The 25,473-nt window shown below is 58.5% G+C and carries 18 protein-coding genes and 1 pseudogene; 7 read left to right on the forward strand and 12 right to left on the reverse strand.

The annotated features are described in order from the left end of the window. Positions 1–27: 27 nt before the first annotated feature. Both ACODSR_RS06470 and ACODSR_RS06475 read right to left on the reverse strand, forming a co-directional pair. A complete protein-coding gene (locus ACODSR_RS06470) occupies positions 28–570 on the reverse strand; it encodes a tyrosine-type recombinase/integrase (RefSeq protein WP_489075017.1) in 543 nt (180 codons plus the stop codon). Between the two features lie 364 nt (positions 571–934). After that, positions 935–1,339: pseudogene (locus ACODSR_RS06475) on the reverse strand (transposase); the annotation flags it as partial. Between the two features lie 24 nt (positions 1,340–1,363). Here ACODSR_RS06475 and ACODSR_RS06480 point away from each other — a divergent pair. The 4 genes from ACODSR_RS06480 to pdxR (ACODSR_RS06495) all read left to right on the forward strand — a co-directional run bounded on the left by ACODSR_RS06480 (position 1,364) and on the right by pdxR (ACODSR_RS06495) (position 6,730). Further along, positions 1,364–1,723, forward strand: coding sequence for a hypothetical protein (locus ACODSR_RS06480; protein ID WP_489075036.1), 360 nt, complete (start codon positions 1,364–1,366; stop codon positions 1,721–1,723). Positions 1,724–1,868: 145 nt separating this feature from the next. Then, positions 1,869–2,603, forward strand: coding sequence for a pyridoxamine 5'-phosphate oxidase family protein (locus tag ACODSR_RS06485; RefSeq protein WP_489074807.1), 735 nt, complete (start codon positions 1,869–1,871; stop codon positions 2,601–2,603). 76 nt (positions 2,604–2,679) lie between these two features. Then, on the forward strand, positions 2,680–4,884 hold the full coding sequence (locus ACODSR_RS06490; RefSeq protein ID WP_489074809.1) for a TonB-dependent receptor: 2,205 nt from the start codon (positions 2,680–2,682) through the stop codon (positions 4,882–4,884). 313 nt (positions 4,885–5,197) lie between these two features. Next, the gene (gene pdxR / locus ACODSR_RS06495) at positions 5,198–6,730 is read left to right on the forward strand and encodes a MocR-like pyridoxine biosynthesis transcription factor PdxR (protein WP_489074811.1); all 1,533 of its coding nucleotides are present in this window, start codon (positions 5,198–5,200) and stop codon (positions 6,728–6,730) included. Positions 6,731–6,789: 59 nt separating this feature from the next. Here the strand turns inward: pdxR (ACODSR_RS06495) and ACODSR_RS06500 are convergent, their stop codons facing one another. The 7 genes from ACODSR_RS06500 to ACODSR_RS06530 all read right to left on the reverse strand — a co-directional run bounded on the left by ACODSR_RS06500 (position 6,790) and on the right by ACODSR_RS06530 (position 15,807). Beyond that, positions 6,790–8,187, reverse strand: coding sequence for an aldehyde dehydrogenase family protein (locus ACODSR_RS06500; RefSeq protein ID WP_489074813.1), 1,398 nt, complete (start codon positions 8,185–8,187; stop codon positions 6,790–6,792). A 332-nt stretch (positions 8,188–8,519) separates the two neighbouring features. After that, entirely contained in the window at positions 8,520–8,954 is a 435-nt protein-coding gene (locus ACODSR_RS06505) for a nuclear transport factor 2 family protein (RefSeq protein ID WP_489074815.1), read from the reverse strand. Positions 8,955–8,959: 5 nt separating this feature from the next. Further along, positions 8,960–9,385, reverse strand: a complete 426-nt coding sequence (locus tag ACODSR_RS06510; protein WP_489074817.1) for a pyrroline-5-carboxylate reductase dimerization domain-containing protein — start codon at positions 9,383–9,385, stop codon at positions 8,960–8,962. Between the two features lie 215 nt (positions 9,386–9,600). Beyond that, positions 9,601–11,100: a sodium:solute symporter family protein gene (locus tag ACODSR_RS06515; protein WP_489074819.1), complete on the reverse strand. Its 1,500-nt coding sequence runs from the start codon at positions 11,098–11,100 to the stop codon at positions 9,601–9,603. Then, positions 11,097–11,324 carry a DUF3311 domain-containing protein gene (locus tag ACODSR_RS06520; RefSeq protein WP_489074821.1) on the reverse strand — a complete coding sequence of 76 codons (228 nt, stop codon included), beginning with the start codon at positions 11,322–11,324 and terminating at the stop codon, positions 11,097–11,099. Before ACODSR_RS06520 ends, ACODSR_RS06515 begins: the two co-directional genes overlap by 4 nt. Positions 11,325–11,546: 222 nt before the next feature. After that, complete coding sequence (locus ACODSR_RS06525) at positions 11,547–13,721, reverse strand: TonB-dependent receptor (protein ID WP_489074823.1); 2,175 nt, start codon at positions 13,719–13,721, stop codon at positions 11,547–11,549. Positions 13,722–14,313: 592 nt separating this feature from the next. Continuing rightward, complete coding sequence (locus tag ACODSR_RS06530; protein ID WP_489074825.1) at positions 14,314–15,807, reverse strand: M81 family metallopeptidase; 1,494 nt, start codon at positions 15,805–15,807, stop codon at positions 14,314–14,316. A gap of 367 nt (positions 15,808–16,174) precedes the next feature. Between ACODSR_RS06530 and pdxR (ACODSR_RS06535) the strand changes: the two genes are divergently transcribed. Further along, a complete protein-coding gene (gene pdxR, locus ACODSR_RS06535; protein ID WP_489074826.1) occupies positions 16,175–17,662 on the forward strand; it encodes a MocR-like pyridoxine biosynthesis transcription factor PdxR in 1,488 nt (495 codons plus the stop codon). A 307-nt stretch (positions 17,663–17,969) separates the two neighbouring features. Here the strand turns inward: pdxR (ACODSR_RS06535) and proC are convergent, their stop codons facing one another. After that, positions 17,970–18,746 (reverse strand): pyrroline-5-carboxylate reductase, encoded by a 777-nt coding sequence (proC, locus tag ACODSR_RS06540; protein WP_489074828.1) that lies wholly within the window; start codon positions 18,744–18,746, stop codon positions 17,970–17,972. 11 nt (positions 18,747–18,757) lie between these two features. Beyond that, positions 18,758–22,381 (reverse strand): trifunctional transcriptional regulator/proline dehydrogenase/L-glutamate gamma-semialdehyde dehydrogenase, encoded by a 3,624-nt coding sequence (putA, locus tag ACODSR_RS06545; protein ID WP_489074830.1) that lies wholly within the window; start codon positions 22,379–22,381, stop codon positions 18,758–18,760. Between the two features lie 95 nt (positions 22,382–22,476). Here putA and ACODSR_RS06550 point away from each other — a divergent pair, with 95 nt between their 5' ends. Next, positions 22,477–22,950 (forward strand): Lrp/AsnC family transcriptional regulator, encoded by a 474-nt coding sequence (locus ACODSR_RS06550; RefSeq protein ID WP_489074832.1) that lies wholly within the window; start codon positions 22,477–22,479, stop codon positions 22,948–22,950. Positions 22,951–22,974: 24 nt separating this feature from the next. Here ACODSR_RS06550 and ACODSR_RS06555 read toward each other — a convergent pair whose 3' ends face one another. Next, positions 22,975–23,208, reverse strand: coding sequence for a hypothetical protein (locus tag ACODSR_RS06555; protein WP_489074834.1), 234 nt, complete (start codon positions 23,206–23,208; stop codon positions 22,975–22,977). Positions 23,209–23,663: 455 nt separating this feature from the next. Between ACODSR_RS06555 and ACODSR_RS06560 the strand changes: the two genes are divergently transcribed. After that, positions 23,664–25,307 carry an AMP-binding protein gene (locus ACODSR_RS06560; RefSeq protein WP_489074836.1) on the forward strand — a complete coding sequence of 548 codons (1,644 nt, stop codon included), beginning with the start codon at positions 23,664–23,666 and terminating at the stop codon, positions 25,305–25,307. Positions 25,308–25,473: the final 166 nt, after the last annotated feature.

A 25,473-nucleotide genomic window follows, 5' to 3' on the forward strand; every position in this document is an offset into this window, starting at 1 on the left:
ATACCATCAGCCGCCATCCGGCGGCACTCAGGGCGTCCAGATTGCGGCGTGTCCCAGTGCGGGAAGCGTAACGTGGCGCTCGGCATGACCGGCATTGCGGCATGAGGGCGTCGCCGACACAAGTGTGCTCGGTACGCTGCGCATACGCCGTGCGCTGTCGTAGGCGCCGGTCGCCTCGACCTTGCGAAGGACGGCGAGCGCCTCATGTGGGGTGATCTGGGCGATCGGGACCGTGCCGATCAATGGATAGGCCTTGGCGAGAAGCCAGCGGATTTTGTCAACGGTCACCGGCGCGAGGCCGTCCCGCTCGCACTTGACGAGCCATTCCTTGGCAACGGCCTCGAAGGTGTTGGCTGCGGCGTATTGAGCGGCGATCCGGGCGCGCTTCTTCTCTAGCGCCGGATCGATACCTTGTGCGATCTTCTTTTTCGCCTCGTCACGCCGCACGCGGGCATCGGCAAGGCTCCAAGCCTTCGCCTTCGGCTTGGCGGCATTGATCTGGATGTAGGTCAGCATAGTCGTTTTCCCAGCAAAGCCGGGTCGATCCGAGGCCACCAATAAGAGCAACATTTTGGGGTCGCTGCTGGTGGTCTTAGCCGGATTTCGCCGGACGGTGTCTGGCGATTCACGGTCAAGAAATGCTGTAAAACCAGCTGCTTGCTGGACCTTCCCGGACGTCGCCGGAAAGGTCTCTGGTGCCAGAAGAACACTCTTATAGGGCACTCAACCAGCTGATTTACCCTGCAAATTGACAGTGGCAAATCGACGAAACCATCAATAGCACCATCACATTGCCTGGAAAAGGCCGGATCGCACTGGACGAACCATGCACCTGCCAAGTGATCTGCCCAATATGGTAGGTGGGCGTTAACCCGGAAGTGATTGTCGCCGAATAGCACTTATCTGAGAAGGCCAGAGGCAGCAGCTGGGCATGGCGGCTTGCGACCGGAAAGACCAGGCCGATATCGGCCGGATAGACGTTCTGTCGTCGCGAAAGCCCCACTGCCCAGAGCAGGCCACGCTTGCTCAACGCCTGGCGGAAAGGGCCGTTCGATCCATACTCCACGTCGGCGAGCACGCAGCCGAACCGCAGCTCTGAGGCGATGACGCGGTCGATCTCTTCGATGGCGATCTCGGGCTTGGTCAGAGCCTTCTGTCGGTCCAGTGGGACGCGCCCGCGTCATGCGCTCGGCATCCGCCGTCGAGCTCTCCGAGAGGAAGAGCCGCAGACCTATCATCACCGGACCTCGCGCGAGGCGAGCGTCACCGACACGCGCGACTGGCAGTTGGAGGTCTTGCGGAGCGAGGAAGCATATTGTGACGCGACGCCGACAGCCGCCTCGACCTGGTCGATGGATCGGCCTTGCTGGTCTATCCGATGAACCGCACCGGCTACGGGCGAATGTGCCGCCTTCTGAGTGTCGGCAAGGGTGCCTGCCATCTCGACCGGTCCGATGTCGAGGAATGGAATGAAGATCCGATCGCGATGCTTGCGCCCGATCGCGCCGACGCGACGACCGGGGCGGCGCGGGCGCGCACGGCCGGCATATTTGGCGACCGCGCGTATATGGCGCTCTCAATTCGCCGTCGTCCCCGCGATGCGATCCGGCTGCGTGACCTTGCGGCGAAGGGATCACACCGCCTAGCTCTGCAATTAAAGATCCTGACCCTCGAGAGACAGAGACCAAGTTCGATCGAGTCCGTACTTGCTTCAGCCGAGTAGCAAGCTTTGCACATACCTTCAAAAACGAAGCCACTGCATGGGATATCAATTTTGAGCGCAATTGGCTCCCCCTACAGGTGAGTAATGGCCCTATGCCGCTTTGCCGTTGTTGGACAACATGCCAAAAAATTGGAGCAGCGCAATTATGACTTCCACTGAAGAATCTAATATATCGAAAGATGAATCGGAGTATCCGACGACTGAACGCACCCGGCTACGTCGTCTCTACGAACGCGGCAGCCACATGCGAGCCGACGTTCATGAGGTGGTGGACGCAGCGCCACTTTGCCACGTTGGATATAACATCGATGGGCGGCCCTATGTCACGCCGACCACGCATTGGCGCGAGGGCAATCGCGTCTATTGGCACGGCTCAGCAGCAAGCCGGTTCCTGAAGAAGGCCGAGGGAACCGACGTGTGCCTGACCGTCTCGTTCCTGGACGGATTCGTGCTCTCCCGTTCCGCATTCTTTCACTCGGTTCGATTTCGGTCAGCCATGCTCTTCGGCAAGGCGCGGATCGTCGAAGGTGACGAAAACAAGACAGCGGCCCTTCGCCGCTTCGTTGATGGTCTGTTCCCTGGACGCTGGGACACGCTGCGGCCGATGCAGGCGCAGGAGCTCAAGGCAACCGCGATCCTTTACATGGATGTCGAGGAAGCGACCGCCAAGGTGCGGACCGGCTTTCCCAACGATCCGGAGGACGCATCGCATCCTGTGTGGGCTGGGGTTCTTCCCCTGCAGATGACGATGGGTGCGCCGGAGCCGGCACCTGACTTGATGCCTGGCCTCGAGTTGCCGGACAGTCTGGCTGAACTCGTCGCGTCCGGACATCTCCGGTCGCCGTATCCGCCCGAATATGACGAACCGCATCGCTATTAATGTGATCTCGCATGCGATTGGTACCCGTGGTGGGGGGGGCGACGCATGACTTTGACAATCAAAAGGGGGAATGAAAATGAAGATCAAGTCAGTCGCATCCATGCTGATGCTGTTCGCCTCGCCGGCGGCGATCGCCCAGACATCCGTGCCGCCTGCCGACGATAAAGCCGCAGAGGGGCTCGGCGATATCGTGGTTACCGCCACAAAGAAGGCGCGCGCCGAACAGCTTCAGCGCGTTCCCATAGCAATCACCGCGTTCGATACCGCGAAGCTCGAGAACACCTTCGCCACGACGATCACCGATATCGGTCGGCAAGCGCCAAACGTCCGGCTGGATCCGGTCGGTACGGCACCCGGCACCGCCAATTTCTCGATCCGCGGCATGGGCATTAATTCCAGCATCGCGTCCGACGAACCGACGGTGGGCATCATTGTCGACGGCGTCTACCTCGCGAACAATTACGGTGCGATGGTCGATGCGTTCGACCTCGAATCGCTCGAGATCCTGCGCGGCCCGCAAGGCACGCTATTCGGTCGCAACGTCACCGCAGGCGCGGTGAACATCCGGACGAAACGGCCGACGGGCGACACCCATTTCAACGCGGTGGTGAACGTCGGCAACGGCGGGCGCGGCGACGTATCGGTGGCCGTCGACACACCGCTGACGCCCGAACTCGCCGCCCGCGTGTCGGTGTCCTACCACTCGCTCGACGGTTTCTTCACCAATCGCGTGAACGGCCGCGAGGTCGACAGCCGTAGCGACCTCGACGTGCGCCCGACCCTGCAATGGAAACCGGGCGACGGTGGCACGACCGTCACTCTGCTGGGGCAGTATAGCCGGTATCGCGACGGCGGATCGATACTGCGCCTGCTGCCGACACCGGGTGTCGGTTTGCAGGCTGGCACCTATGTACCCCCGTCGCCGGACAGCACGATCCTCGATCACGACACGGTCGGCAGCACCGACATCGATATCAAGGGCGTAACTCTCGAGATCACGCACGAAATCGGCAACGGCATCCTGACCTCGGTCACCGGACTACGCGAAGTTAAATACAACACCCTCACCGACCTCGACGGCACCTCGCTACCTGTCCTGCGCCTGTACACTGACGTGAAGCAGCGACAGATCAGCGAGGAATTGCGCTATGCGGCGACCGCGTTCGACGACAGGCTCGACTATACGATCGGCGTCTATGTGTTTGGCCAAGATCTGGATGCTGCGGCTACCTTATTCAATCAGGGCAACCCCGGCCGTTCGTCAGCATCTGAGGGAACACTCAAAGAGGTTTCGCTCAGTGCCTTCGGTCAAGCGGAATATCACGTAACCGACCAGTTTTCGGTTATCGGCGGTTTGCGCGCCAATTATGATCGAAAGAGTGCCGACCTGGGCTACGGGCTCCAGCAAGCAACTCCGGCGGGCACCTGCGACGCGGCGCTGCTGCCGGCGGCGTCGTGTACGACCATTTTCAAGGGCGCGAAATCCTGGACGGACATCAGTCCGAAAGTGGGGCTGAGCTATCGCCCCGCAAGCGATACGCTGCTGTTCGCCAGCTTCACCCGCGGTTTCCGCAGCGGCGGCTACAATATCCGCAACTTCGCCGTGCTGTCCCCGCCGGGGCCGTATAGCCCGGAAAAAGTCGATGCGTTCGAGGCCGGCCTGAAGCAGGAGTTCCTGAACGGGCGCCTGCGCACCAATCTGACAGGCTTCTACAACAAGTACAGCGACCTGCAGCGCACCGTGCTAAATTCCAATGCGATCTCTACCGTCCTGAACGCCGCGAACGCGCGCATGTGGGGGCTCGAGTTCGAGGGGGCGGTGGTGCCGTTCCGGGGCCTGCGGATCGACGGCACCATAGGGTATACCAACGCGCGTTATGAATCGTTCAACGGGCTCGACCTGACGGGCGATGGGGTCGCCGATCCCGCGTTGGCCAAGCAGCTACAGCTGGAACGTGCGCCCAAGTGGACGTGGTCGATCGGCGGAACCTGGGACGTTTACTCGGGGCCGCTTGGCAAGCTATCGGCAAACACCAACTACAGCTATACCGGCAGAACGACGGCCAACGTCCAGAATACGTTCTTTCTGCCTGCCTACAAGCTGCTTGACGCTTCGGTAAGCTACACGACACCTGACAAACACATGACGGTGTCGCTCTACGGCAAGAACCTGACCGATGAAATCTACGGCACCACGGGCTCTTTCCTCGCGGGGATCGGCCAGGGGGTCTATTATTCACCACCACGTAGTTACGGCGTCGAAGCTCGCTTCAACTTTTAGGGCGTGCGGCCGGTCCGGCATGAACCGTGGTCATGCTGGACCGGTCTACCCTTCATCGTTGGTGCAGTCCGGGCCGATGAAGATCGTGTTGATATAGCCGAACCGTACCACGAGCCGCACTTAAAAATGCTCCGGGCGGTCGACCACGATGGTCTGTACGCCCATCCCGTGCATGTCAGGCCAAGCCAAACCCGTTGATCAAGGATTTTTTCGATCATCCTGATCAAAGGCCTTTCAACCCATTTAGGTGCGGCCGGATGCGAATACTTTTAAAGAGGCTAGCTGCAATACCACTACAAGGACAGCACGCGTTATGATGCGTCGTCTCGCTAAAGCCGCGACGTCCTCAAATGGCAGTGACGGTATCATACTCTCTATCCATATCGACCGCTGCTCGACCCAATCGATGCGCATGCAGATATATGATCGCGTTAAGCAAATGATATTGACCGGTCAATTGTCGCCTGGAGCGCGACTACCCTCGACGAGGGTTATGGCTTCCGAAATGCGGATCGCGCGCAGCACCGTGGCCAATGCGTTCGACCAACTCCAGTCGGAGGGATACATCGAAAGTCGTGTGGGGTCCGGTTCGTACATAGCCAGCGTGATTCCGGACCTCCTCCTCAACGCGAATGCCGAGTTGTCGATGTACCCTCCGGCGTCTACGCGCCCGTCAGCGCGTGGAGCGAGGATCGAGCAGGCCACCGCCAATCTGTCCCTTTGGCCTGCGACGTTTACCCCGGGTATGCCGGCAGTCATGGACTTCCCATTCCGCGCTTGGGCAGATCTTCTGGCGGAGGAATGGCAGTCACCCGGCCTCGGCGCGTTCTTCGGCGACATCGGGGGCTATTGGCCTCTCCGCGAGAATATCGCGAGTTACGTAGCCGCCTCCCGGGGCATACAATGCGATGCGGATCAGGTCATCGTTGTTTCTGGTACACGCCAGGGGGCCGATCTGAGCGCCCGAACGTTGTTGAATCCCGGCGATGGGGTGATCGTCGAAGATCCGGGCTTCCCAGGAATCCGTTCCGCATTGATCGCTGCAGGTCAAACACTTCTGCCTGCGGCCGTCGACCGAGAAGGTATCAGAACTCCAGGCGAAGTTCCGGAAGCCGCTTGGGCGAAGATGGTCTCGTTGTCGCCATCGCATCAATATCCGCTTGGCGTCACGATGACTTTAGAACGGCGACGGGCCTGGTTGGAGTGGGCCTCTAAAAGTGACGGGTGGATTTTGGAGGATGATTACGATAGCGAGTTCCGCTATAACGAGCCACCGCTACCTGCATTATATGGCCTCGATAAATACGAGAGAGTCATTTATATTGGTACGTTTTCAAAAACCATGTTCCCTTCTCTTAGGCTGGGCTATGTTATAGTCCCAAAACACCTCATCGCGAGTTTCTGTCATGTTAAGCATGCTAGTGATGGGCCGACGTCTCTAATATCGCAGCGAGCGTTATCTCGATTCATGGATGACGGATTGTTTTTTCGTCATATTAGGAAAATGCGCAAATTATACTCCGAGCGCAGGCATGAGTTGACTGTCTATGTAAAATCTCACTTTTCTGATTTGATCATAGCTCGGCAAGATGCTGCAGGCCTCTTCTTGCTGACTTTCTTTAACAGAGTGTTGCCCGATGCGTTTGATGCTAAGTTGGTGCAGCACGCTCGGGTCCACGGGCTATATCCTGAAGCCCTGTCGACACTATACATGAGCGAGAATGCGCCGCAAGGCATCGTCTTCGGCTTTGGGGGGAGTAGCAAGCGCCTAGCAGGAAAATCGATCGCTTTGTTGTCAAGTTTATATCATGAACTGTTAGGCTGGAGTGACGATTTAATCATTTGAGCCATAGCATGATGCTGGCGGGTTTGTCATACCGACTTCCATGTGGCGAATATCGTAGCTCATCGGGCCTCGTTGATAATCTGGATCTGTGTGAACTCCGCCAGACCTTCCTCGGCAAATTCAACGCCCAGCCCGGACTGCTTTGCGCCGCCAAAGGGGATGTCCGGCCCGAAATCGAGATGCTTGTTTATCCAGGCCGTTCCACATTCCATCTGGCATGCGACGTCATAGGCTGTGTCGCGATCCGTTCCCCATACGGATCCGCCAAGACCCCAAGGCGAAGCATTCGCCCGGGCGACTGCGTCACTGGCGTCATCGTAGGCAATCACGGGCAGGATCGGGCCAAACTGCTCGTCATCGACGATGCGGGTGCCATCAGATATGTCCTTCACGATGGTTGGACGGACGAAATACCCGGGTCGATCGAGAACCTGACCGCCAGCAATGATCGTCCCGTTGGATCGGGCATCGTCCAGAAAACCCTTCACCTTCTCAAATTGCGCCTTGTTCTGAAGCGGACCGATCTGCGCGCCTTGCGCCAGCCCGTCATCCACCACCGCATCGTCTGCGAGGGTCGCCAGTTCGCGGCACAGCTCATCGTAGATAGAGCTGTGCGCATACACGCGCTTGATGGCGAGGCAGACTTGGCCTGCGTTCATCATTGCAGCATTATAAATGCCGGAAGCGGCAGCCTTGACGTCGGCATCGGGCAGCACGATCGCGGCGTCGTTACCACCCAGTTCAAGCGTGATCCGCTTGATGCTCGACGCGGCGCTCGCCATCACCTTCTTGCCCGTTTCCGTAGAGCCGGTGAATGAAACCTTGGCCACGTCGGGATGGCTGCTTAGCCGACCGCCAAGATCGTTCAGATCGGTTATGACGTTCACGACGCCCGGTGGGAAAATGGTGGCGCAAAGTTCACCGAACCTCAGAGCAGTCAGGGGGGTTGTCGGCGCTGGCTTGATGACGATCGTATTTCCGGCAAGGAGCGCGAGCGGCATTTTAAACGCGATGATCAGTACCGGAAAATTCCATGGTATGATCGCCGCCACGACCCCCAAAGGCCGGCGCCGCATTTCAACACGGCGGCTATCGCTGTCATCGAGAAGGCGCGAACTGAGCTCAAGCGACCCAAGATGACGGATGAAGGCGGCCGTATAGGTGATCTCGGCCGTGGCTTCGGTCAGCGGCTTGCCTTGCTCCTGCGTCAACAGCCGCGCGAAACCGTCGCGATCCGCGTCGATGGCGTCAGCAAGCTGTTGAAGAAGCCTGCGGCGTTTCTCGATGGTTGTGAGTGACCAAGCCGGGAACGCCGCTTTTGCCGCCGCAACTGCAGCATCGAGCTGCGCTTCGGACGCGCGAGGGGAGAGTGCCAACATCGTTTCAGTGGCGGGATTCAAAACTTCCATTGTCTGATCGCCCGAAACGAGTTCGCCGTTGATAAGCAGCTTGTACATTACGTTACCTCTCCCGTTTGACGGCAGCCCACGGCGGAGGCCCGCGCGCCCGTCACAAAACCGCTGACGATTTCCTCGCCATTTACGTTACACAATCAATTCTGCGAGCGGTTTGCCAACGTGGGTTCCGACCAAGGCGGCCGCGTCAATGGCCGCTGGCAGCTGCCGATATTCGAAGCGACCCTGATCAGAAGTCCAGCGTGCCTACCTCGTATTCGGTACCGTCCGATCTCGCTTACAGCAGCGAGACAAAACCATCTTGGCCGGACAGCTTAAATGGGTTCGGGGCCAAAGCGTTCCCGAGTACGAAATTGCCTGTCACTCGTTTCAACTCACACTTCGTCCCGTAAGATCGAGACGTTGTCCCATACAGAAATTCGACCTTCCTCTACGGTAAGAAATTCAAAAGCGAGGCCCTGGATTCTCTTTCCGCTAGCGTTGGTGTAACTGACCGTAGCTTCGAGGCCGACGACGGCGTCCGTCACACATCTCACTTTCTTGGCAAGCTTGAAGTTGGTCACGGCGCCATATCTATCTGATAAAAACGCCCGCAATGCGGCGATTCCCCTGATCTGAGGGAGATTGCCGTAGTTCACGATGATATTCGGCGTGAAGCAGCTCAGCATGATGTCTATGTCTAAAGTGCTATATTGACTGATGATATCATCGATCCAGTCTTGAGCCTCCTTCAAGGACATGCCCTTGGCGTCGAACATTTGCGTCATCAGTTCCTCCTCTTTGGATTCATGTGCCAGGACGTGCGCCATGCCGTTCATCTTGCCCAGTAGCCCATTGCCTGTCGTCCGCGATGAGCGCGGCTAGATCGAGCCAGCATCTCTCCAGAACCCTCCACGGTCACGCCGGCCAGACGACCCGCAAGTAGTGACAGAAGACCGGCTGCCACGCCGGCCTCGGCGACACACTCCACTAAATGAAAGGCATAGGCCGGCCCGATCCGGCTAGCGCAGTTGTATCCGACGTGGCAGAGCGGCGCTCGGTCTACCACCTCATGAACGTCGGCTCGTTCGTGGCTGCCGCGTTCGTAGAGACGGAAAAGCCGGGTGCGCTCAGTCGTCGGACACACCGATTCATCTTTCAGCGTATTCGATTCTTCGGCCGAATTCACAATTGCGCTGCTCCAATTCTCTGCCCTTTTGTCCAACAACGGCAAAGCGGCATAGGGCCATTGCTTGCCCATAAGGAAAGGCCAATCACGCTAAAGATTGATGGCCGATGCAGTGGTTTGGGGTTTGCAGGTGAGCCGATCAGTGTGATCCGCTTCATATCAACCCGCACCAGCAATCGCCGCGACCAAACATCTAATCCGCGTCCCCATCTGTCGAGATGTTTTGAAGACTGACAGGAGGTGACACCTCCATTCATACCAGCGATTTGCTGACAATGCCGAGTTCCTCACGGGATCACTGGGGAGCCCATTCGATCTGGCAATGCCGCTTCACTGATGGACCTGCGACGCCTGCCCAATTTGGTCACCGATACCGCCACAATCAAATTGACGACCAGCGCGATCACCCCTCCGTCGATTTGCGCCAAGGAAGGCGATACCTGGGTCCAGAGTATGTCTGGCGAAATGATGCCAAGAGAAATGCAACTGCTGACCGCGACACCCGCAACAATACCGCAAGACGCTCCTGCGCTGGTAAAATATGGGGACCCAGGAAATGCCGCTGCCACAACCACCCAGACAAGCTGCGTCGCCAAACCGTAACCGATGAGTTGAATTGTCACCATCGTGCCTGAATAGGACGTGGCGAGATAGCAGCAGGAGAGAGATATGACCGGCACCAAAATCTGCGACATCAACAGCTCGGATTTCGACGAGACCTGCTTGCGGGACAAGTCTGAAATTCCGCTCGATATTAGAGAGGCGGTAGTCATGATGATGATTGATCCTGGCACCAAGGCCATGAGTATTCCTACGGCCCCTACCAACCCCAACATGGCGCTTGGGAAAACCTGCTTTACGACCCGGAACAGTATCAGGTCGCTCTCCCGTCCCTGAAGCCCGGGAATTTGTGAAATCGCCGCAAAACCGACAAAAAAAACAAACAAAAGCATCAGCGTATACAAGGGAAGAATAATCGCGTTTCGTTTAATGTTATTTTCACCGTTGGACGAAAAGATCGTCAGGAATATTTGAGGTGCCATTAGAAATCCTAATGACGTCACGATTACTGAGCTTATGTACCATGCAATTGTTTTGTTTTCTGGACCAAAAATCATTGTCTCTGGCTTGGTGTCTTGAATGGACTGGAACATGGCCGGCACCGAGCCATAATAGTGTATGGGAATGTACAAACCAATGAAGATCACGACAAAAAGGACGGCAATATCTTTGACCACCGCAACATAGGTGGATCCGCGAAGTCCGGAAATCATGACATATAATGCCATTACCGTACCTCCTAGGTAAACAGCTAGGTCAGAACTGACGCTGTTTTCCGAAACTTCAGAAACGATTACTCCTAAGCCACGTAATTGAATAACCGTGTAGGGAATCAGAGCAACAACACCGACGACCGTCACTATGCGACCAAGCGTCGGGCTATCATAGCGGTGAGCGAGGAACTGTGGCTGTGTGAAAATTCCGTGCTTTTTTCCATATCGCCAAATGGGAGGCAACAGAAAATATGAAAGTGAGTAAGCAATGGCGCAATAAGAAAGAATATAATAAACAGCAACACCATGAGAGTAAGCAAAGCCACTCGCTCCAAGGAAAGTGAATACCGTGTATATCTCGCCCGCGAGCAGAAAAAGCACGAATAGCTGACCAAGTTTTCGCCCGCCAACGGTCCACTCTTCAACGCTTTTTGGACCTGTTGAACGTGCCTTAAATGCAAGGAAGATCGTGGCGATTGTAGTCGCTGCAATAATCCACAAAGGAAGGGTCATACTGAATCCCCTTCAATATATTTTTGGTCAATTTCCTCTTTGCCAGACATGCGTTGTTCGCTGAAATAGATAAAAAGCAATATAGCGCTTGTCAATATAGTACAAAATACCTCCCAAGCGAGAATGATCGGCAGACCAAATACACTGTATGAGATTTTGTTCAGTAAAGGCGTTCCGAATAATAAACCGATTGCTGGCACGGCTGCTAGCCATTTCAATTTCATAAACAACCCTTTCGAGGGCAAGCGATCGAATTGAGAATGCATCTCAACACGTGTCGGCTCTGGCGAGAAATCCTTTCGCCAATGATGATAGGTCGAAGGAGCCGCGAGAACTGGCAATGCGGGATTGATTGGGTTGAACGAGATTTGCCACCCTGCGGTTCATAGCGCTGGCGACTGCTTCACCGCCCGAAGATCAACCCCGGTCGATGAAGCGCCCTGCCATTAGAATTGCGTATTAAAAGTCATTCCGATTGTTCTGGGGGCCTGCAACACTTGTACAGGTGTGCCGAACAGGTCGCGGGCGTTCACCCGGCCACGTTCCTTCGTTAAGTTCTCGATCTTCAAAACTAGGCTGCTTCTGCCCATATTGATTCCAGCCTGAGCGGAGACCGAGTTATATTTTCCATATCGTAGCGATGTGGGATTATTAAGGTTCGTAAACTGGTTCCCAACATAGGCATGGCTTGCGCGAACGAAAACGCTCGTTCCGCCACTTAATTCGGCATTATACTGGCCGTAGACATAGGAGGTGAATGGAGCGGCACCGGGCAGTTGATCGCCGACGAGCGCATTTACGTTTGGTGCGAGAGAGGTGATGCGGGCATGCGTATATGCTATCGACGCGCCCGTCTCGACGCTTGAGATCGGCCGCGCGACGATTTCTAGTTCGACGCCTTTCACCTCGGCATTTCCGACGTTATCGGTGTAGGGCAATCCCAATCCGTCGGTAAACGTCTCAAGTGGAATGTTAGACCAGTCTATGTAATATATGTCTGAGCTTATAACCAGCTTGCCGCCGAGCGCGGAGATCTTTGCACCGAGTTCATAATTCCATAACTCATCTGGGCCGTAAGCCGAGGGGATCTTCTGATTCGATACGGGATCTTCCCCCGTGAAGAGGTTGCCTTGTCCGGCGCGATAGCCTTTGGAAGCTGTGGCATAGAGAAGAAAATCTTTATTCGGGCTGTACGAGACATTGATTTTCGGGGTCACTCTCGTGAATCGGTCGCCGTTTTTGGTTGAGTTTGGCGGCCCGTCAAACAAAGTCTCTCCGCCTATTCCCACGTCAGCAGTCGTTCCTACCGTCTGGTTGAACAGTCGGGCGCCCAATGTGACTTTGAGTTCAGGCGTCAGCTTATAGGCCAGTTCTCCGAACAAGGCGCGCTCGATGACCTTCCCGGTATAGCGAGCGTCTGACAGAAGATCGCTTGAATACCCTAAACCTGCCACACCGGCTTGAGATATCGTTTCGCGCAGATCAAGAAGATAGTTCTGATAGTAAGCCCCAACAATCCACGTAAATGGGCCATCACCACGAGATGAGAGTCGCGTTTCCTGAACGTAATTTTCGGACACTGTATCATCAAGTACTTCGGATGGACTGTTGATACCCGTCACCGGAATCGCCGTCCCGCTGAAATCAACAGTCTGGTGAGCGGTCCTTCGTATATATGTAAGGTTATTAGTCAGGTTCGCCCATGATAGCTCTAACTCTGAAGTAATATTATAGATGTAAGAGTCGTTTTCAGTAAAACTTTTCAGGGGTAGTGTACTTATGTAATCGCCCGTACCATAAGGAGTATAGCTCGAGTCATTAGGTCTGGTTGCATCTATTGACACGGTTCCAGTGATTTTAAAGTTGTCGGAAGCTTGCCAGGCGAGTGATGCACGTCCACCATAAGCAACCAAGCGATTAGTGTTTTTCTCGCCGAGCCCGGGATTGTCCACCCATCCCGCCCTCTTGGTATAATAGCCGACAGCCCTCAGCGCCAGCTGATCTGTCATCAGAGGCAAATTTGCCATGACGTTGGCTTCATAGCCCGTGCCGCCGTGATCAATTACCTGAATGCTTTCCTGGGTGCCGAACTCGACTTTAGACATGTTCGGCTTCTTTGTGATGAATCTTATCGCACCGCCAAGCGCACCAGCTCCGAAGAGCGTTCCTTGGGGTCCACGAAGCGTCTCAACGCGTTCAATGTCGTATAGGTGAAACTCTGGAACGGCGTATGGAATGAAAGGATCCAAGACTGGCACATCGTCCATGTATATGGCGACTGGCGCTTGGATGCTCGTGGTCGCGCTGCTTGTGTTTACCCCTCTGATGGTGAATACAGAAGCCCCACCGCCGTTGGGGACTACCGAAAGACCCGGAATGGCGGAAACAACGTCCCTAAGTTGTTGCGCTCCTGTGTTCTTGATGAAGTCTTCGCCAACAGCTGTGATGCTCAGCGGGACATCTTGGAGGCGTTCGCTCCGGCGAGTTGCGGTGACGACAATATCGGAACCTGGCTCAGGACTAGAAGCTGCCAAGTCTGTGCCTTGGGCGCATGCTGGATTATTGTATGCCAGCATGAACAATGTCGCGAGAACCGTCGATGACCCTATTTTATAGCTCATGGCTTTACTCCCTGTTAGCAGGGGTTATTAGGTGTCATACGACGGTCGTTCCAAAGGCCCACTTTACAGAATTCTATGATGCCACTTGACTTGGCCGCACTCCACATGCGCTAGACGGAGCGGACAGGTCCCACCCCAACCTATAGGCGGCAGACGTTAGGCCGCACACCGTGGCGACCGCTCCGCGTGACTGAAACATTGACAGCGGCCATCAGAACGATGCGAGGCACACGTTCACGGGATAGACAATCGGTTTGGAGAGGTGCCGAGGGTGTCGGCCATTGCGTCATAAACCCTGCAGGTGTGCGAGTGGCCAGTGAGCTGCCATCCTGTTCGATGCGTGGCAAACTGCACACCGTGGTCAGCGACAATCCTATCCTGAGCGAAGTCGAACGGGGCACGAGCCGACCTCGTCGGCCATGCTGCCCTTATCGCAGGCTACACTCAAAGCGGCTGCGAAGCGCCGACGGGCCGATGTGGGTGGAGTACATGCCCCAGCCACATGGCCATGCTATCAGGCAACCATCATGACCTACCGGGCCTCTCATTCTGGCCGGAGGTGATACCGAATAGGGTCATATGTGCACTTATATCAGATGTCGTCCAGAGGCCAAATCGGCCTGCGAACGTTCTTGTAGTTGAACTGCTTGAAGTTTGTTGATGCGATGCCTCCCACGTCGACATAGATGAGCTTGCGGCAGATGGGTTCAAAATCGGCGCGGAAGTGGTTTACTGCCTTACAGGCAACGACATCGCAATCTTTCGGCTCGATGCCGAAAAGCCTGAACTGAGATTGATCATCGATCTGGACCCGGTTGGTGGCGATGATGACCGACACTCCCTCCACCTGGATGAGACAGCTATTGCCAAGGGAAACCAGCGTGCCGGTGAAATAGGGACCTGTACGATGGGTGCGCCCGTCGGACAGACTAACTACCTTCGCATCGACCTCTAATGGTTCCCCGCTAAAATTAGGGTCAAGTTTGCCGCCAAGACTGAGTTTAACAACAGCGCCTACGCCAGCTTTGTGGCACACTTCGACTGCATCGGCATCCGCGATCGACGCCAGTGCCGCATTTTCGAGCTTCGCATCCAGCATGGCGCGCAGCAGAACGACATTGTCTCCCATAGCAGCTGCACCGGGGCAATCGGTATAGTCTCCGATCAGCAGTGGACCTTCCTTCTCCGAAGGCTCCCGAACGATTTCCATCGCTTTTGCTGGCGTGAGCAACTCGACCGTTTTCATGTGACGTTGGGACCAAGCAAGGTCCATGACTGCGTTGGAAATCCGGTTGCCGGTATCGGGATCATTGTCGGTGGTCGTAAGAGTGCTGGAGCCAGTCCAGTATTTGTCCGACCACTCAAAGCCAGCAAGCACGGCGACGTCGAGGACGGTAGGATTTTCAGCTGCCAGTTTCTGCGCCAGCGCCAAGGCATCGACCATCGGTCCATAGCCAGAAATTGTTCGGCCCAGATCGAGACCGTCGAACATCGGTCGTTGTGCGTAGCTAATGAGAGGTTTGATGTCTCCACGCATCGTTCGATGTAATATGTCAGCTGCCCGCGTCCCTGTTTCAAACTGGTCGGTATGTGGCGTTGTTCGGTAAGCACAGGCAATGTTCGCAAGATCGGCCAGGTCACTACTGATATTACCGTGAATGTCGAACGTCACCGCGATCGGCGTCTCATCACCGACAACTGCCCGTACACGACGCAGCAGTTCCCCCTCGGCGTCACCGATATGCGTTACGATCATCGCGCCATGCAGAACAAGCAGCACTCCATCGACTCGATTCGCCGCAGTCAGGTCCCTTATGATCGTGCCAACAAAATGTTCATAAGCATCCTCGGTGACCGGACCTGACGGCATCGCATCTGCGAAAACTGACGGGATCAAAGTCCAGCCATGGCCTTCCGCACGGTCAATGACGCCGGCCATTTCGCTGTTGGTGCCTTTGTATCGGTCCAACATCTGAGCGCCGTTCGTCACACCATTGGTATTTATGAAGATCGCACGGTCAGTCAGGATCGGGCTGAAGCTATGGGACTCGTGAGTGAAGCCGGCTGTGAAAACCCTGAATGACATAGAGACGCTCCGTCCTGTTCGCATATCGATAGCCATTAAGTGGAGCCTGTGGTCCACCGCCATAGCCATTTCATCCGTCTCCGTGGTGCCACTTGAACCGGGAAGCCGATCGCATAGCTGCCTAACCCCATCCTGCGAGATGGTTAAATGCATCACCGGGAGTCAGATGATCATTTCCGCTAATCAAATCGGGAGTTTCCACGTCGACAGAAGTGCAAGAAATGGCCTGCTACGAAAGCATAAAATGACTTGCTTTTTCCATCCAATATTACGTAACATCATTGTAACATGCAGAATCCAGCCTCATTGTTGGTTGCAAATATCGCGACGGGGTTAGGGTGGCTTAATAACAGGAGATAAGGGCCAGATGAGACGATCGCCCGCTCTTGACCTTGGTACCATTGCGCTTCAGCGCCGAAGCAATCGAAGTTTGCATCTTCAGGTCGCGGATGCCATCCGCAATGGCATTCTCACTGGCAGCCTCAAGCCCGGCGCGAGGCTGCCATCTACCAGATTGCTTGCCTCTGAGCTGAATGTTTCCCGCAACACGACAAGCGCCGCGTTCGAGCAGTTGCTCAGCGAGGGCTTTCTGGTGAGCGTCGTGGGGTCGGGCACGCGGGTCACGAGCGCGATTTCCAAAGGATTCATAGAGAAGACGCGAAGCGCGGGTCTATCAGAGGATAAGCGGAGTATTGGCCCACATCCCCTTTCCCAGGATGCTGCGACCTTCGCAAATTTTCTCGATACACGCTCCAATAGCCGTCTTCGTCCATTCACTTCCGGCATGCCCGCGATCGACCAATTTCCAATCGGGCAGTGGACGACGCTCGTGTCCCGTCATTGGCGCGCCGCAACGGTTAATGATTTTTGCAGCCCCAACCCGAATAGCGGCGAGGATCTTCGTAGGGCAATCGCCGCGCATGTTGGATCGTCACGCGGTTGCGCAGGTGATGAATCGCGGATGCTGGTGGTCAGCGGAGCGCAACAGGCACTTGATATGACAGCACGTGTCCTCGCTGATCGTGACGATATATGCTGGATTGAAGAGCCTGGGTATCTCGGCGCGCGCTATGCTCTGACGATGGCAGGCTTGAAGCTGGTTCCAGCTCCCGTCGATGACAAGGGCATCGATATTGAACGCGCCATTGCGACTTTGCCCAAGCCGCGCCTCATCTATGTCACACCATCCCATCAGTATCCGTTGGGTGGCACGCTGCCTATCGAGCGAAGAATCGCCTTGTTGGAGTATGCCAACCGGGTAGGGGCATGGATAATCGAGGACGACTATGACAGCGAATACGCCTATGCAGGCGATCCGGTCCCCTGTCTCCAGGGCCTGGATCCCAGCAGCCGCGTTATCTATGTCGGGTCTTTCAACAAGACCATGTTCCCCGGCCTACGCTTGGGTTTCTGCCTGGTGCCCCCTGAAGTAATGCCCGCCTTCAAGGCCGTTCGAATGTATGCCGATGGCCACCCGCCCGCTGTGATGCAAGCCGTCATGGCGGAGTTCATTGCCAGCGGTGCGTTCGTGTCTCATCTTCGGCAAATGCGAAAGGAGTATACCAAGCGCCGCGACACGCTGATCGAAGCTCTGGATCAGCATTTGCCCCAATTACGTTTGGGGGTTCATGATCGCGGTTTGCATTTCGTGGCCTATTTGCCGGATGGGGTGGACGACAATCAATGCGCGGCATTGGCGGAACAGGAAGGCTTGGGTGTGACGCCGTTGAGCCGTTTTTATCTGGGTCCAAAAGTACGACATGGCCTCGTGTTGGGATTCGCCTGTGTTTTGCAACAGGAGATTGATGGTGCCGTTGGGAAATTAGCGAAGGCACTCGATGGCAAATTAATTTAGCGTTGCGCCGACGATAGTAGGTCTGCTGCGGCCCTCGATCGGTCGGCACGCCTCGGGCAGCCAACGCTTCTTTTGAAAACCACCGATCGAAGGCTTCGGGCCTCTCGGTCGTGCTTCAATCGGCGGCCGACATGTAATCGCAGGCAATGGCTAAGCCGCTCTGGAACCCCATTATGCCGCCACCTTCGCGCACGAGATTGCGATAGGCAGGACTGCGAGCAATGGCGGCATAGTCCGGTTGCCGGTTCACCCAACCGTCTTCAGGCAGGTTTCCCGTTCAGGATCATTTTTATTCGGATCGTATGTATCAGCCGGAAAGCGCGCGGGATCGCTCCGCTGCCGCTGCGACGACCTCCGCCATCAGCATGTCGATAACACCGCCTGCGTCCATACGCGTAAGACCCGCTGCCGTCGTCCCGCCGGGGCTGGTGACCTGCTCACGCAACCGTGCCAAGGGCACCCTGTCAGCGTCGGCGAGAGCCGCCGCACCGGTAAAAGTCGCGCGGGCGAGGCGCATCGCCACGTCCGGCGGCAGGCCGCTGTCCGCGCCGGCCTGCGCCAGAGCTTCGGTCATCCGAAAGAAGTAGGCCGGCCCGCTTCCCGAAACTGCGGTCACCAGATCGAGGTCGCCCTCCGCATCCAGCCACAGGTGCTCGCCGGTCGCCGCGAACAATCGGTCCACAACGCCCCTGTCTGCCGGGCCGACCCCTTCCCCCGCAACCGAAGCCGTGATGCCACGGCCGATCGCAGCGGGGGTATTGGGCATGGCACGAACGACACGCTGATGGCCGCCTAGCGCTGCGGCGAGCCCGTTGATGGTCAGGCCCGCGATGATCGAGACGATGAGCGGACCGCGCGGCAGGAGCGGCGCGAGCAGCGGGGCGACGTCGCCGAACGACTGCGGCTTGACCGCCAGCACGATGACGAGATCATCGCTTTCCGCCACGTGCGCCAGGCTTGCTACCTGCTCCACGCCCTCTAGATGGACGGCATCGCGATCGAAGGCGAGAACGCGCTGGGCCGAGGTCCAGCTCCGCGCCAGGGCGCCGCCCATGCGTCCGCAGCCGATCAGGAGAATGGTCATGCGTGTGCTCCTCAGCCAATCGCCATCAGGCTGGCATTGCCGCCAGCAGCCGTCGTGTTGATCGAGATCGACACCTCCTCAAGCAGCCAGTCGCAATGATAGGCCAGCGGCTGGCTCTTGTCCGCCGCGAACACCGATAGGATCGCGCCCGGCATGGCCGCTACTGCCTCAGCCATCGCCGCTGCCTGCGTCCTGCTGCCTTCGACCAGCGCCGCAGCGAATGTTTCCGAACGGTCGATAGCGAAGGCGTCCGCGACCGCGGGCGGCAGACCGACTGGCAGCGCCATGCTTTCCACGAAGCCGCGATTGCCGGTGGCGAGAACCACAGCCATCTGCTCGATCATGCCCTCGCGTGTCGCCGGCCGCATCAGTATCGCACCGCGCGGATGCAAAGTATAAATATTGCGTTCGCCCACCGGACCTGGAAGTACCAGCTCGGCGCCCAAAGCCGACGCCTCGCCGTAGCGGCGCGCGAGGGCGGCCCCCCGCGCATCGTCCAGCCCTTCCAGCCAGTCGGCAAAGAGGTGCAAGGGCGTGGCGAGATGTTCGGCACGCGCGGCGAAGACCGGCGGGAGCTCAACCAGCCGGTTGAGATAGAGCGGACCACCCGCCTTTGGCCCGGTGCCCGAAAGCCCGCGCCCGCCGAACGGCTGCACACCGACCACCGCACCGATGACATTGCGGTTCACGTAGAGATTGCCCGCCATCACCCGCCCGGTGACATGCGCAATCGTCTCGTCGAGCCGCGTGTGCAGGCCGAAGGTCAGGCCGAAACCCGTCGCGTTGATCGCGTCGATCAGCGCACCGAGCCGCTCGCGACGATAGCGCAGGACGTGAAGCACCGGTCCGAAGACCTCGCGCGTCACCTGGGCGATGTCGTCGATCTCGATGATCGTCGGCGCGACGAAAGTGCCGTGCGCGGTCTCGTCCGGGAGCGTAAGCTGCGTTATGCGATGTCCTCGATCGCGCATTCCCGCGATGTGCGCCTCGATCGTCGCCTGCGCCTTTGCGGTGATGACAGGGCCGATATCGACGGCAAGCCGGTCGGTGCGGCCGATACAAAGCTCGTCCAGCGCACCTTTGAGCATCGCCAGCGTGCGATCGGCGACGTCCTCCTGCAGGCACAGGATACGCAGCGCAGAGCAGCGTTGCCCGGCGCTGTCGAAAGCCGAAGCGATGACGTCGGCGACGACCTGCTCGGACAGCGCGGAGCTGTCGACGATCATCGCATTCTGCCCGCCCGTCTCTGCAACGAGCGGGATGGGCCTCCCGGCGGGCGACAGCCGCGTCGCGAGCGCGCGCTGGATCAGCCGGGCCACGTCGGTCGAACCGGTGAACATGACGGCTGCGGTCTCAGGCGCGGCTACCAGCGCCGCGCCGATCGCGCCGTCGCCGGGGAGTAGTTGCAGGGCGTCCGACGGAATCCCGGCCTTGTGAAGGAAGTACACGCTTGCGGCGGCTATCAGCGGTGTCTCCTCGGCGGGCTTGGCCAGCACCGGATTACCTGCAGCCAACGCCGCGGCAATCTGGCCGGTGAAGATCGCCAGCGGGAAGTTCCAGGGGCTGATGCAGACCACCGGGCCGAGCGGCACCTGAGCAGGGCCGAAGGTGGCACGCGCCTGTGCGGAATAGTATCTAAGAAAATCGATCGCTTCACGAACTTCCGCAATAGCATTGGCGGCCGACTTGCCAGCCTCGCGAATGGCCAGGCCCATGAGCACGGCCATATGCGCCTGCATGAGGTCGGCCGCGCTTTCAAGGATGGCGGCGCGTTCGGCGACCGGCGTCTCGCTCCAGTCAGAAGCCGCAGCGCGCACGGCCGCAGCGCGCGCCTGGTCGGCGGAAGCCTCGGTGACGGTGCCGACGACGTCGCGATGATCGGCGGGATTGAGGACCGGGCGCGGCGTTCCCTGCCCGTCTGCGGACGCTGCGGTCCAGGAGACGGCGGCGCTGTCCGCCAGGGCTTGCCCCAGCGCGGCGAGCGCGGTCTCGTCGCTGAGATCGATCCCGGCCGAATTGCGCCGGTCGGGAAAGAGCCCGGCTGGCAGGGCAATGAGATCGTGCGGCGCGCCGGGATCGGCCATCGCGCGGACGACATCGACCGGATCGGCGATCATCTCCTCGATCGGCACGGCCGGGTCGGCGATGCGGTGGACGAACGACGAGTTCGCGCCGTTCTCCAGCAATCGCCGGACGAGATAGGCGAGCAGCGTCTCATGCGTGCCGACGGGCGCGTAGATCCGGCACGGCCGGTCCAGCTTTCCCTTCCCCACGACCTGTTCGTAAAGCGGCTCCCCCATGCCATGCAGGCACTGGAATTCCCAGTCGCCCAGCGCGAAGTCGGGACCGGCGAGGTGATAGATCGTCGCCAGGGTCTGCGCATTGTGGGTGGCGAACTGCGGGAAGATCACGTCTCGCGCGGCGAGCAGCCTACGGGCGCAGGCGATATAGGCGACGTCGGTGTGGACCTTGCGCGTGTAGACCGGAAAATCGGCGAGGCCGCCTTCCTGCGCGCGCTTGATCTCGGCGTCCCAATAAGCGCCCTTGACCAGGCGCACCATTATCCGGCGGTCGGCCCGGCGCGCCAGATCGACGATCCAGTCGATCACGAACGGACAGCGCTTGCCATAGGCCTGGACGACGAAGCCGAGCCCGTTCCAGCCGGCGAGGTCCAGGTCCAGCGCCAGGCTTTCGAGCAAATCGAGCGAGAGTTCCAGCCGGTCGGCCTCTTCGGCATCGATGTTGAAGCCGATGTCATAGGCCTTGGCGAGCAGCGCCAGGCCTTTCACGCGGGGGAGTAGTTCGCCCATGACGCGGCCCGCCTGCGCGCGGCTGTAGCGCGGGTGCAACGCCGAGAGCTTGATGGAGATGCCCGGCCCGGCATGGATGCCGCGCCCGGCCGCTGCCCGGCCGATCGCGTGGATCGCGGTTTCGTAGTCGGCGAGATAGCAGGCCGCATCGGCTGCCGTGGTCGCCGCTTCGCCGAGCATGTCGTAGCTATAGGCGAAGCCCTTGGCTTCCTGCTGTCCGGCGCGCTTCAGCGCTTCGTCGATCGTCTCGCCGGTGACGAACTGCTCGCCCATCAGCCGCATGGCGAGATCGACGCCGCGCCGGATCACCGGTTCGCCCACGCGCGCGATCATACGGGTCAGCGCCGCGCCAAGGCCCCGGGAATCGATGGCGCCGTCGACGCTGCCGACGAGCTTGCCGGTGACGACAAGGCCCCAGGTCGCCGCATTGACGAACAGCGATCCGCCGCCAAGGTGCCCGCGCCAGTCGCCGTCGGCAATCTTGTCGCGGATCAGCGCGTCGCGCGTCGCATCGTCGGGAATGCGCAGCAGCGCTTCGGCCAGGCACATCAATGCGACACCCTCCTGGCTCGACAGCGAATATTCCTGGACCAGCCCCTCGACACCGCTGCCGCGCGGCTGCGCGCGCAAGGTCGCGACGAGCTTACGGGCGGTGTCGCGCACTCCCTCAGCCGTGGCCATGTCGAGCGTCGCCGCAGCCAGGAGCGGAGCGAGGCATTCCGCCTCACCCCGGCGATAGGCGTGGGTGATCGCCGCACGTTGCGGCGATTGCGGGCGGATCGGCGGAGCGAAGGCGGCGAAGGGTATGGAGTCGGTCTGGAGCATGGCCAGATATTACACGTCATCGACCGGATTTTCCGACTTTTCATCGGCAACTATATGGTCGATTAGACTCTATTTCACGTAAAGGATTGATCGATATGCCGTCGAATGAGGTAAAAATAGGCGATCTGGATGAATTCGACCGCAAGATGATCGCAATCTTGCGCGACGACGGACGGATCACGGTTACTGAACTGGCGCGGCGCATCGGCCTCTCTAAAACGCCGTGCCAGGCGCGGCTGCGGCGGCTGATCGACCAAGGCGTGATCCGCAGCTTCGTGGCGATCTTCGATCTGGCCAAGCTGGGCCTCGATCACGTGGCTTTCGCCGAAGTGAAGCTGTCCGACACGCGCGAGCTTGCGTTAGCCGAGTTCAATGCCGCGGTTCGCCGAATTCCCGAGGTGGAAGAATGCCATATGATCGCCAGCAGCTTTGATTACCTGCTCAAGGTCCGCACCGCCGATATCCGCCGCTACCGCACCGTACTCGGCGAGAAGATCTCCAGCCTGCCGCATGTCGCCAGCACTTCGACCTTCGTCGCGATGGAGACGGTCAAGGACGCCAATCGCTAGGCGTTATGCCCGCGCAGCTTGATTTCACCGAGGTGGCTTCCCGCCACCAATAATGCTGATGCGCGGCGTGGATTGGCGGCGGTCAATAGCGGCGATCGCCCCCTTCGTCTTCGCGAACGGCACCTTCAACGAGTGTGACATCTGCACGACGCTATTGGCGATGACCTGCTCAACCGCCGCAACATCGGCAATATTCCGCAGCGGCTCCTCCGCTTGGCGGCGCTTGCCCCTTTCGTGAACTCGTTCGACCAGGAACAATACAGGCTCCGGGAATGCCTTCCTTGCGGCACAGCTTGGCAATGCTGTCGTCTTCCAATCGCGAATGGCGCGCCTGCACTCAAACGCCGCAAAGGGAGGCGGAGTACTGTGACAGGTCCAGCAGGAACGATACCACATAGGTAAACAGTGGTGGCGCGATCCGACCGGGGAACTGGCACCATCAAAAAGAGTCGTAATGGCACTGGCGGCCGCCACCGTTCTACCACAGAATTCAGCATGAAGGCGGCAGTCCCGCTCAAGGTGTTTTCATGCAGCAGGCGCGGCCACGGTCACGGAAAAAGAGGTATGGGGATAACGTCAAAAGCTCTTCTTCACTGCGCCGTAGGGTCGTGATGCACTCATTGATTGATCGTCGAGCGCCACACAGTCGGGTTTTCGATTAACAGAAAAAGCATCGCGCGAAAGTCGCGAGCACGGAAGAGGACCATGAAGGCATGACCGGTGCACCAGCATCCGCCACACCCCAGGCATATGGGGTGGCGTGTGACATTTTCTCCATACAGACCGAATTCGCGCGGCTGTCAGGCAGTATCCAGGCCGGTTTCAACGCGTGCGTCGAGTGTTGCGATCGATATGCCGACAACAATCGAACCGCGCTCATCTGGGTGTCGGCCAACGGGCAACGAGAAGATTATAGTTTCGCCCGGATGTACGACCTCTCAGCGCAAGTGGCGAACATGCTGGTCGCTTCGGGAGTACGTCCCGGCGATTGCGTGGCGGGCCTTCTCCCCCGCATTCCAGAGCTTCTTGCGACCATCTTGGGGGTCTGGCGCGCGGGAGCGGTCTATCAGCCGCTATTCACTGCCTTTGGCCCCAAGGCCATCCAACACCGATTGGGCATCAGCAGCGCGACCCTCATCGTCACGGACAGCGCCAATCGTTCCAAGCTGGACGAAATCGCGGATTGCCCCAGCATCGCGACCGTCCTAGCGCCCGGCGATACGCTGCGGGATGGCGATCTCGACTTCCGCGCCGAACGCGATGCGCGGAGCACAGTGTTCGAACCGGTTCTGCGCAGCCCCGACGACCTTTTCCTGATGATGTCGACGTCGGGGACGACGGGCCTTGCCAAGGGTGTGGGGGTACCGCTGCGCGGCCTCCTTGCAATCGGTGCCTATATGCGCTGGGCGGTGGATCTAAGGCCGAAGGATCGGTTCTGGAACATTGCCGACCCCGGCTGGGCCTATGGCCTCTATTACGGCATCATCGGGCCGCTTCTGCTTGGCCATGCGACAACGCTCTACGACGGCGGGTTTACGGCCGAGGCGGCTTACGACGTGATCGACCAGCTCGGGATCACCAACCTGGCCGGTGCGCCTACCGCGTACCGGCTGCTGATCGCGGCGGGACCGGAGGCGGCCGCACGAGCAAAAGGCAGTCTGCGGGTGGTGAGCAGTGCAGGCGAACCGCTCAACCCCGAAGTGATCCGCTGGTTTGACAGCCATCTGGCTGTACCCATCCACGATCACTACGGCCAGACCGAAATGGGCATGGTGGTGAACAATCATCATGGGCTGTCCCACCGCGTGCGCATCGGATCGGCAGGTCTTCCCATGCCGGGGTACCGCATCGCAGTGCTCGATGAGACGGGCCGCGAACTGGGGCCAAACCAGCCCGGCGAGCTCGCGATCGACATCTCCAACTCGCCTCTCCTCTGGTTCGATGGCTACTGGCAACAAGAAACGCCCGCTATTGCGGGCGGCTATTACCGAACCGGTGACACGGTGGAATGGGAAAGCGACGGCAGCATAAGCTTCATCGGCCGGGCTGATGATGTCATCACCTCTTCGGGCTACCGGATTGGTCCTTTCGATGTCGAGAGCGCTCTGGTCGAGCATCCGGCCGTGATGGAAACGGCGGTCATCGGTGTACCCGACCCGGAGCGAACCGAGTTGGTAAAGGCATTCGTCGTTCTCAATCAGGGTTATGAAGCCTCACCAGGTTTGGCGGAGGACCTGAAGCGTCACGTGAAGAGTCGGCTGTCGGCGCATGCCTATCACCGGCTCGTCGCGTTCGTGGCCGAACTACCCAAGACACCCAGCGGCAAGATCCAGCGCTTCATCCTGCGCACCCTGTAGGAAGCCCGAACGTGAGCGCCACCCAAACCTGTCGCGACGACGATGAAGAAATTCAGCTTATGGCCGTCGCTCTGAATATAGAAACGTCGTGCTTTTGCGCATTGCAGCCCGGCAGGTTTACGTCAGGCGGACGGCAGAATCGGACACGATCGACCATTCGCCGCTC

It is taken from the genome of Sphingobium sp. FG125 (assembly GCF_057809795.1).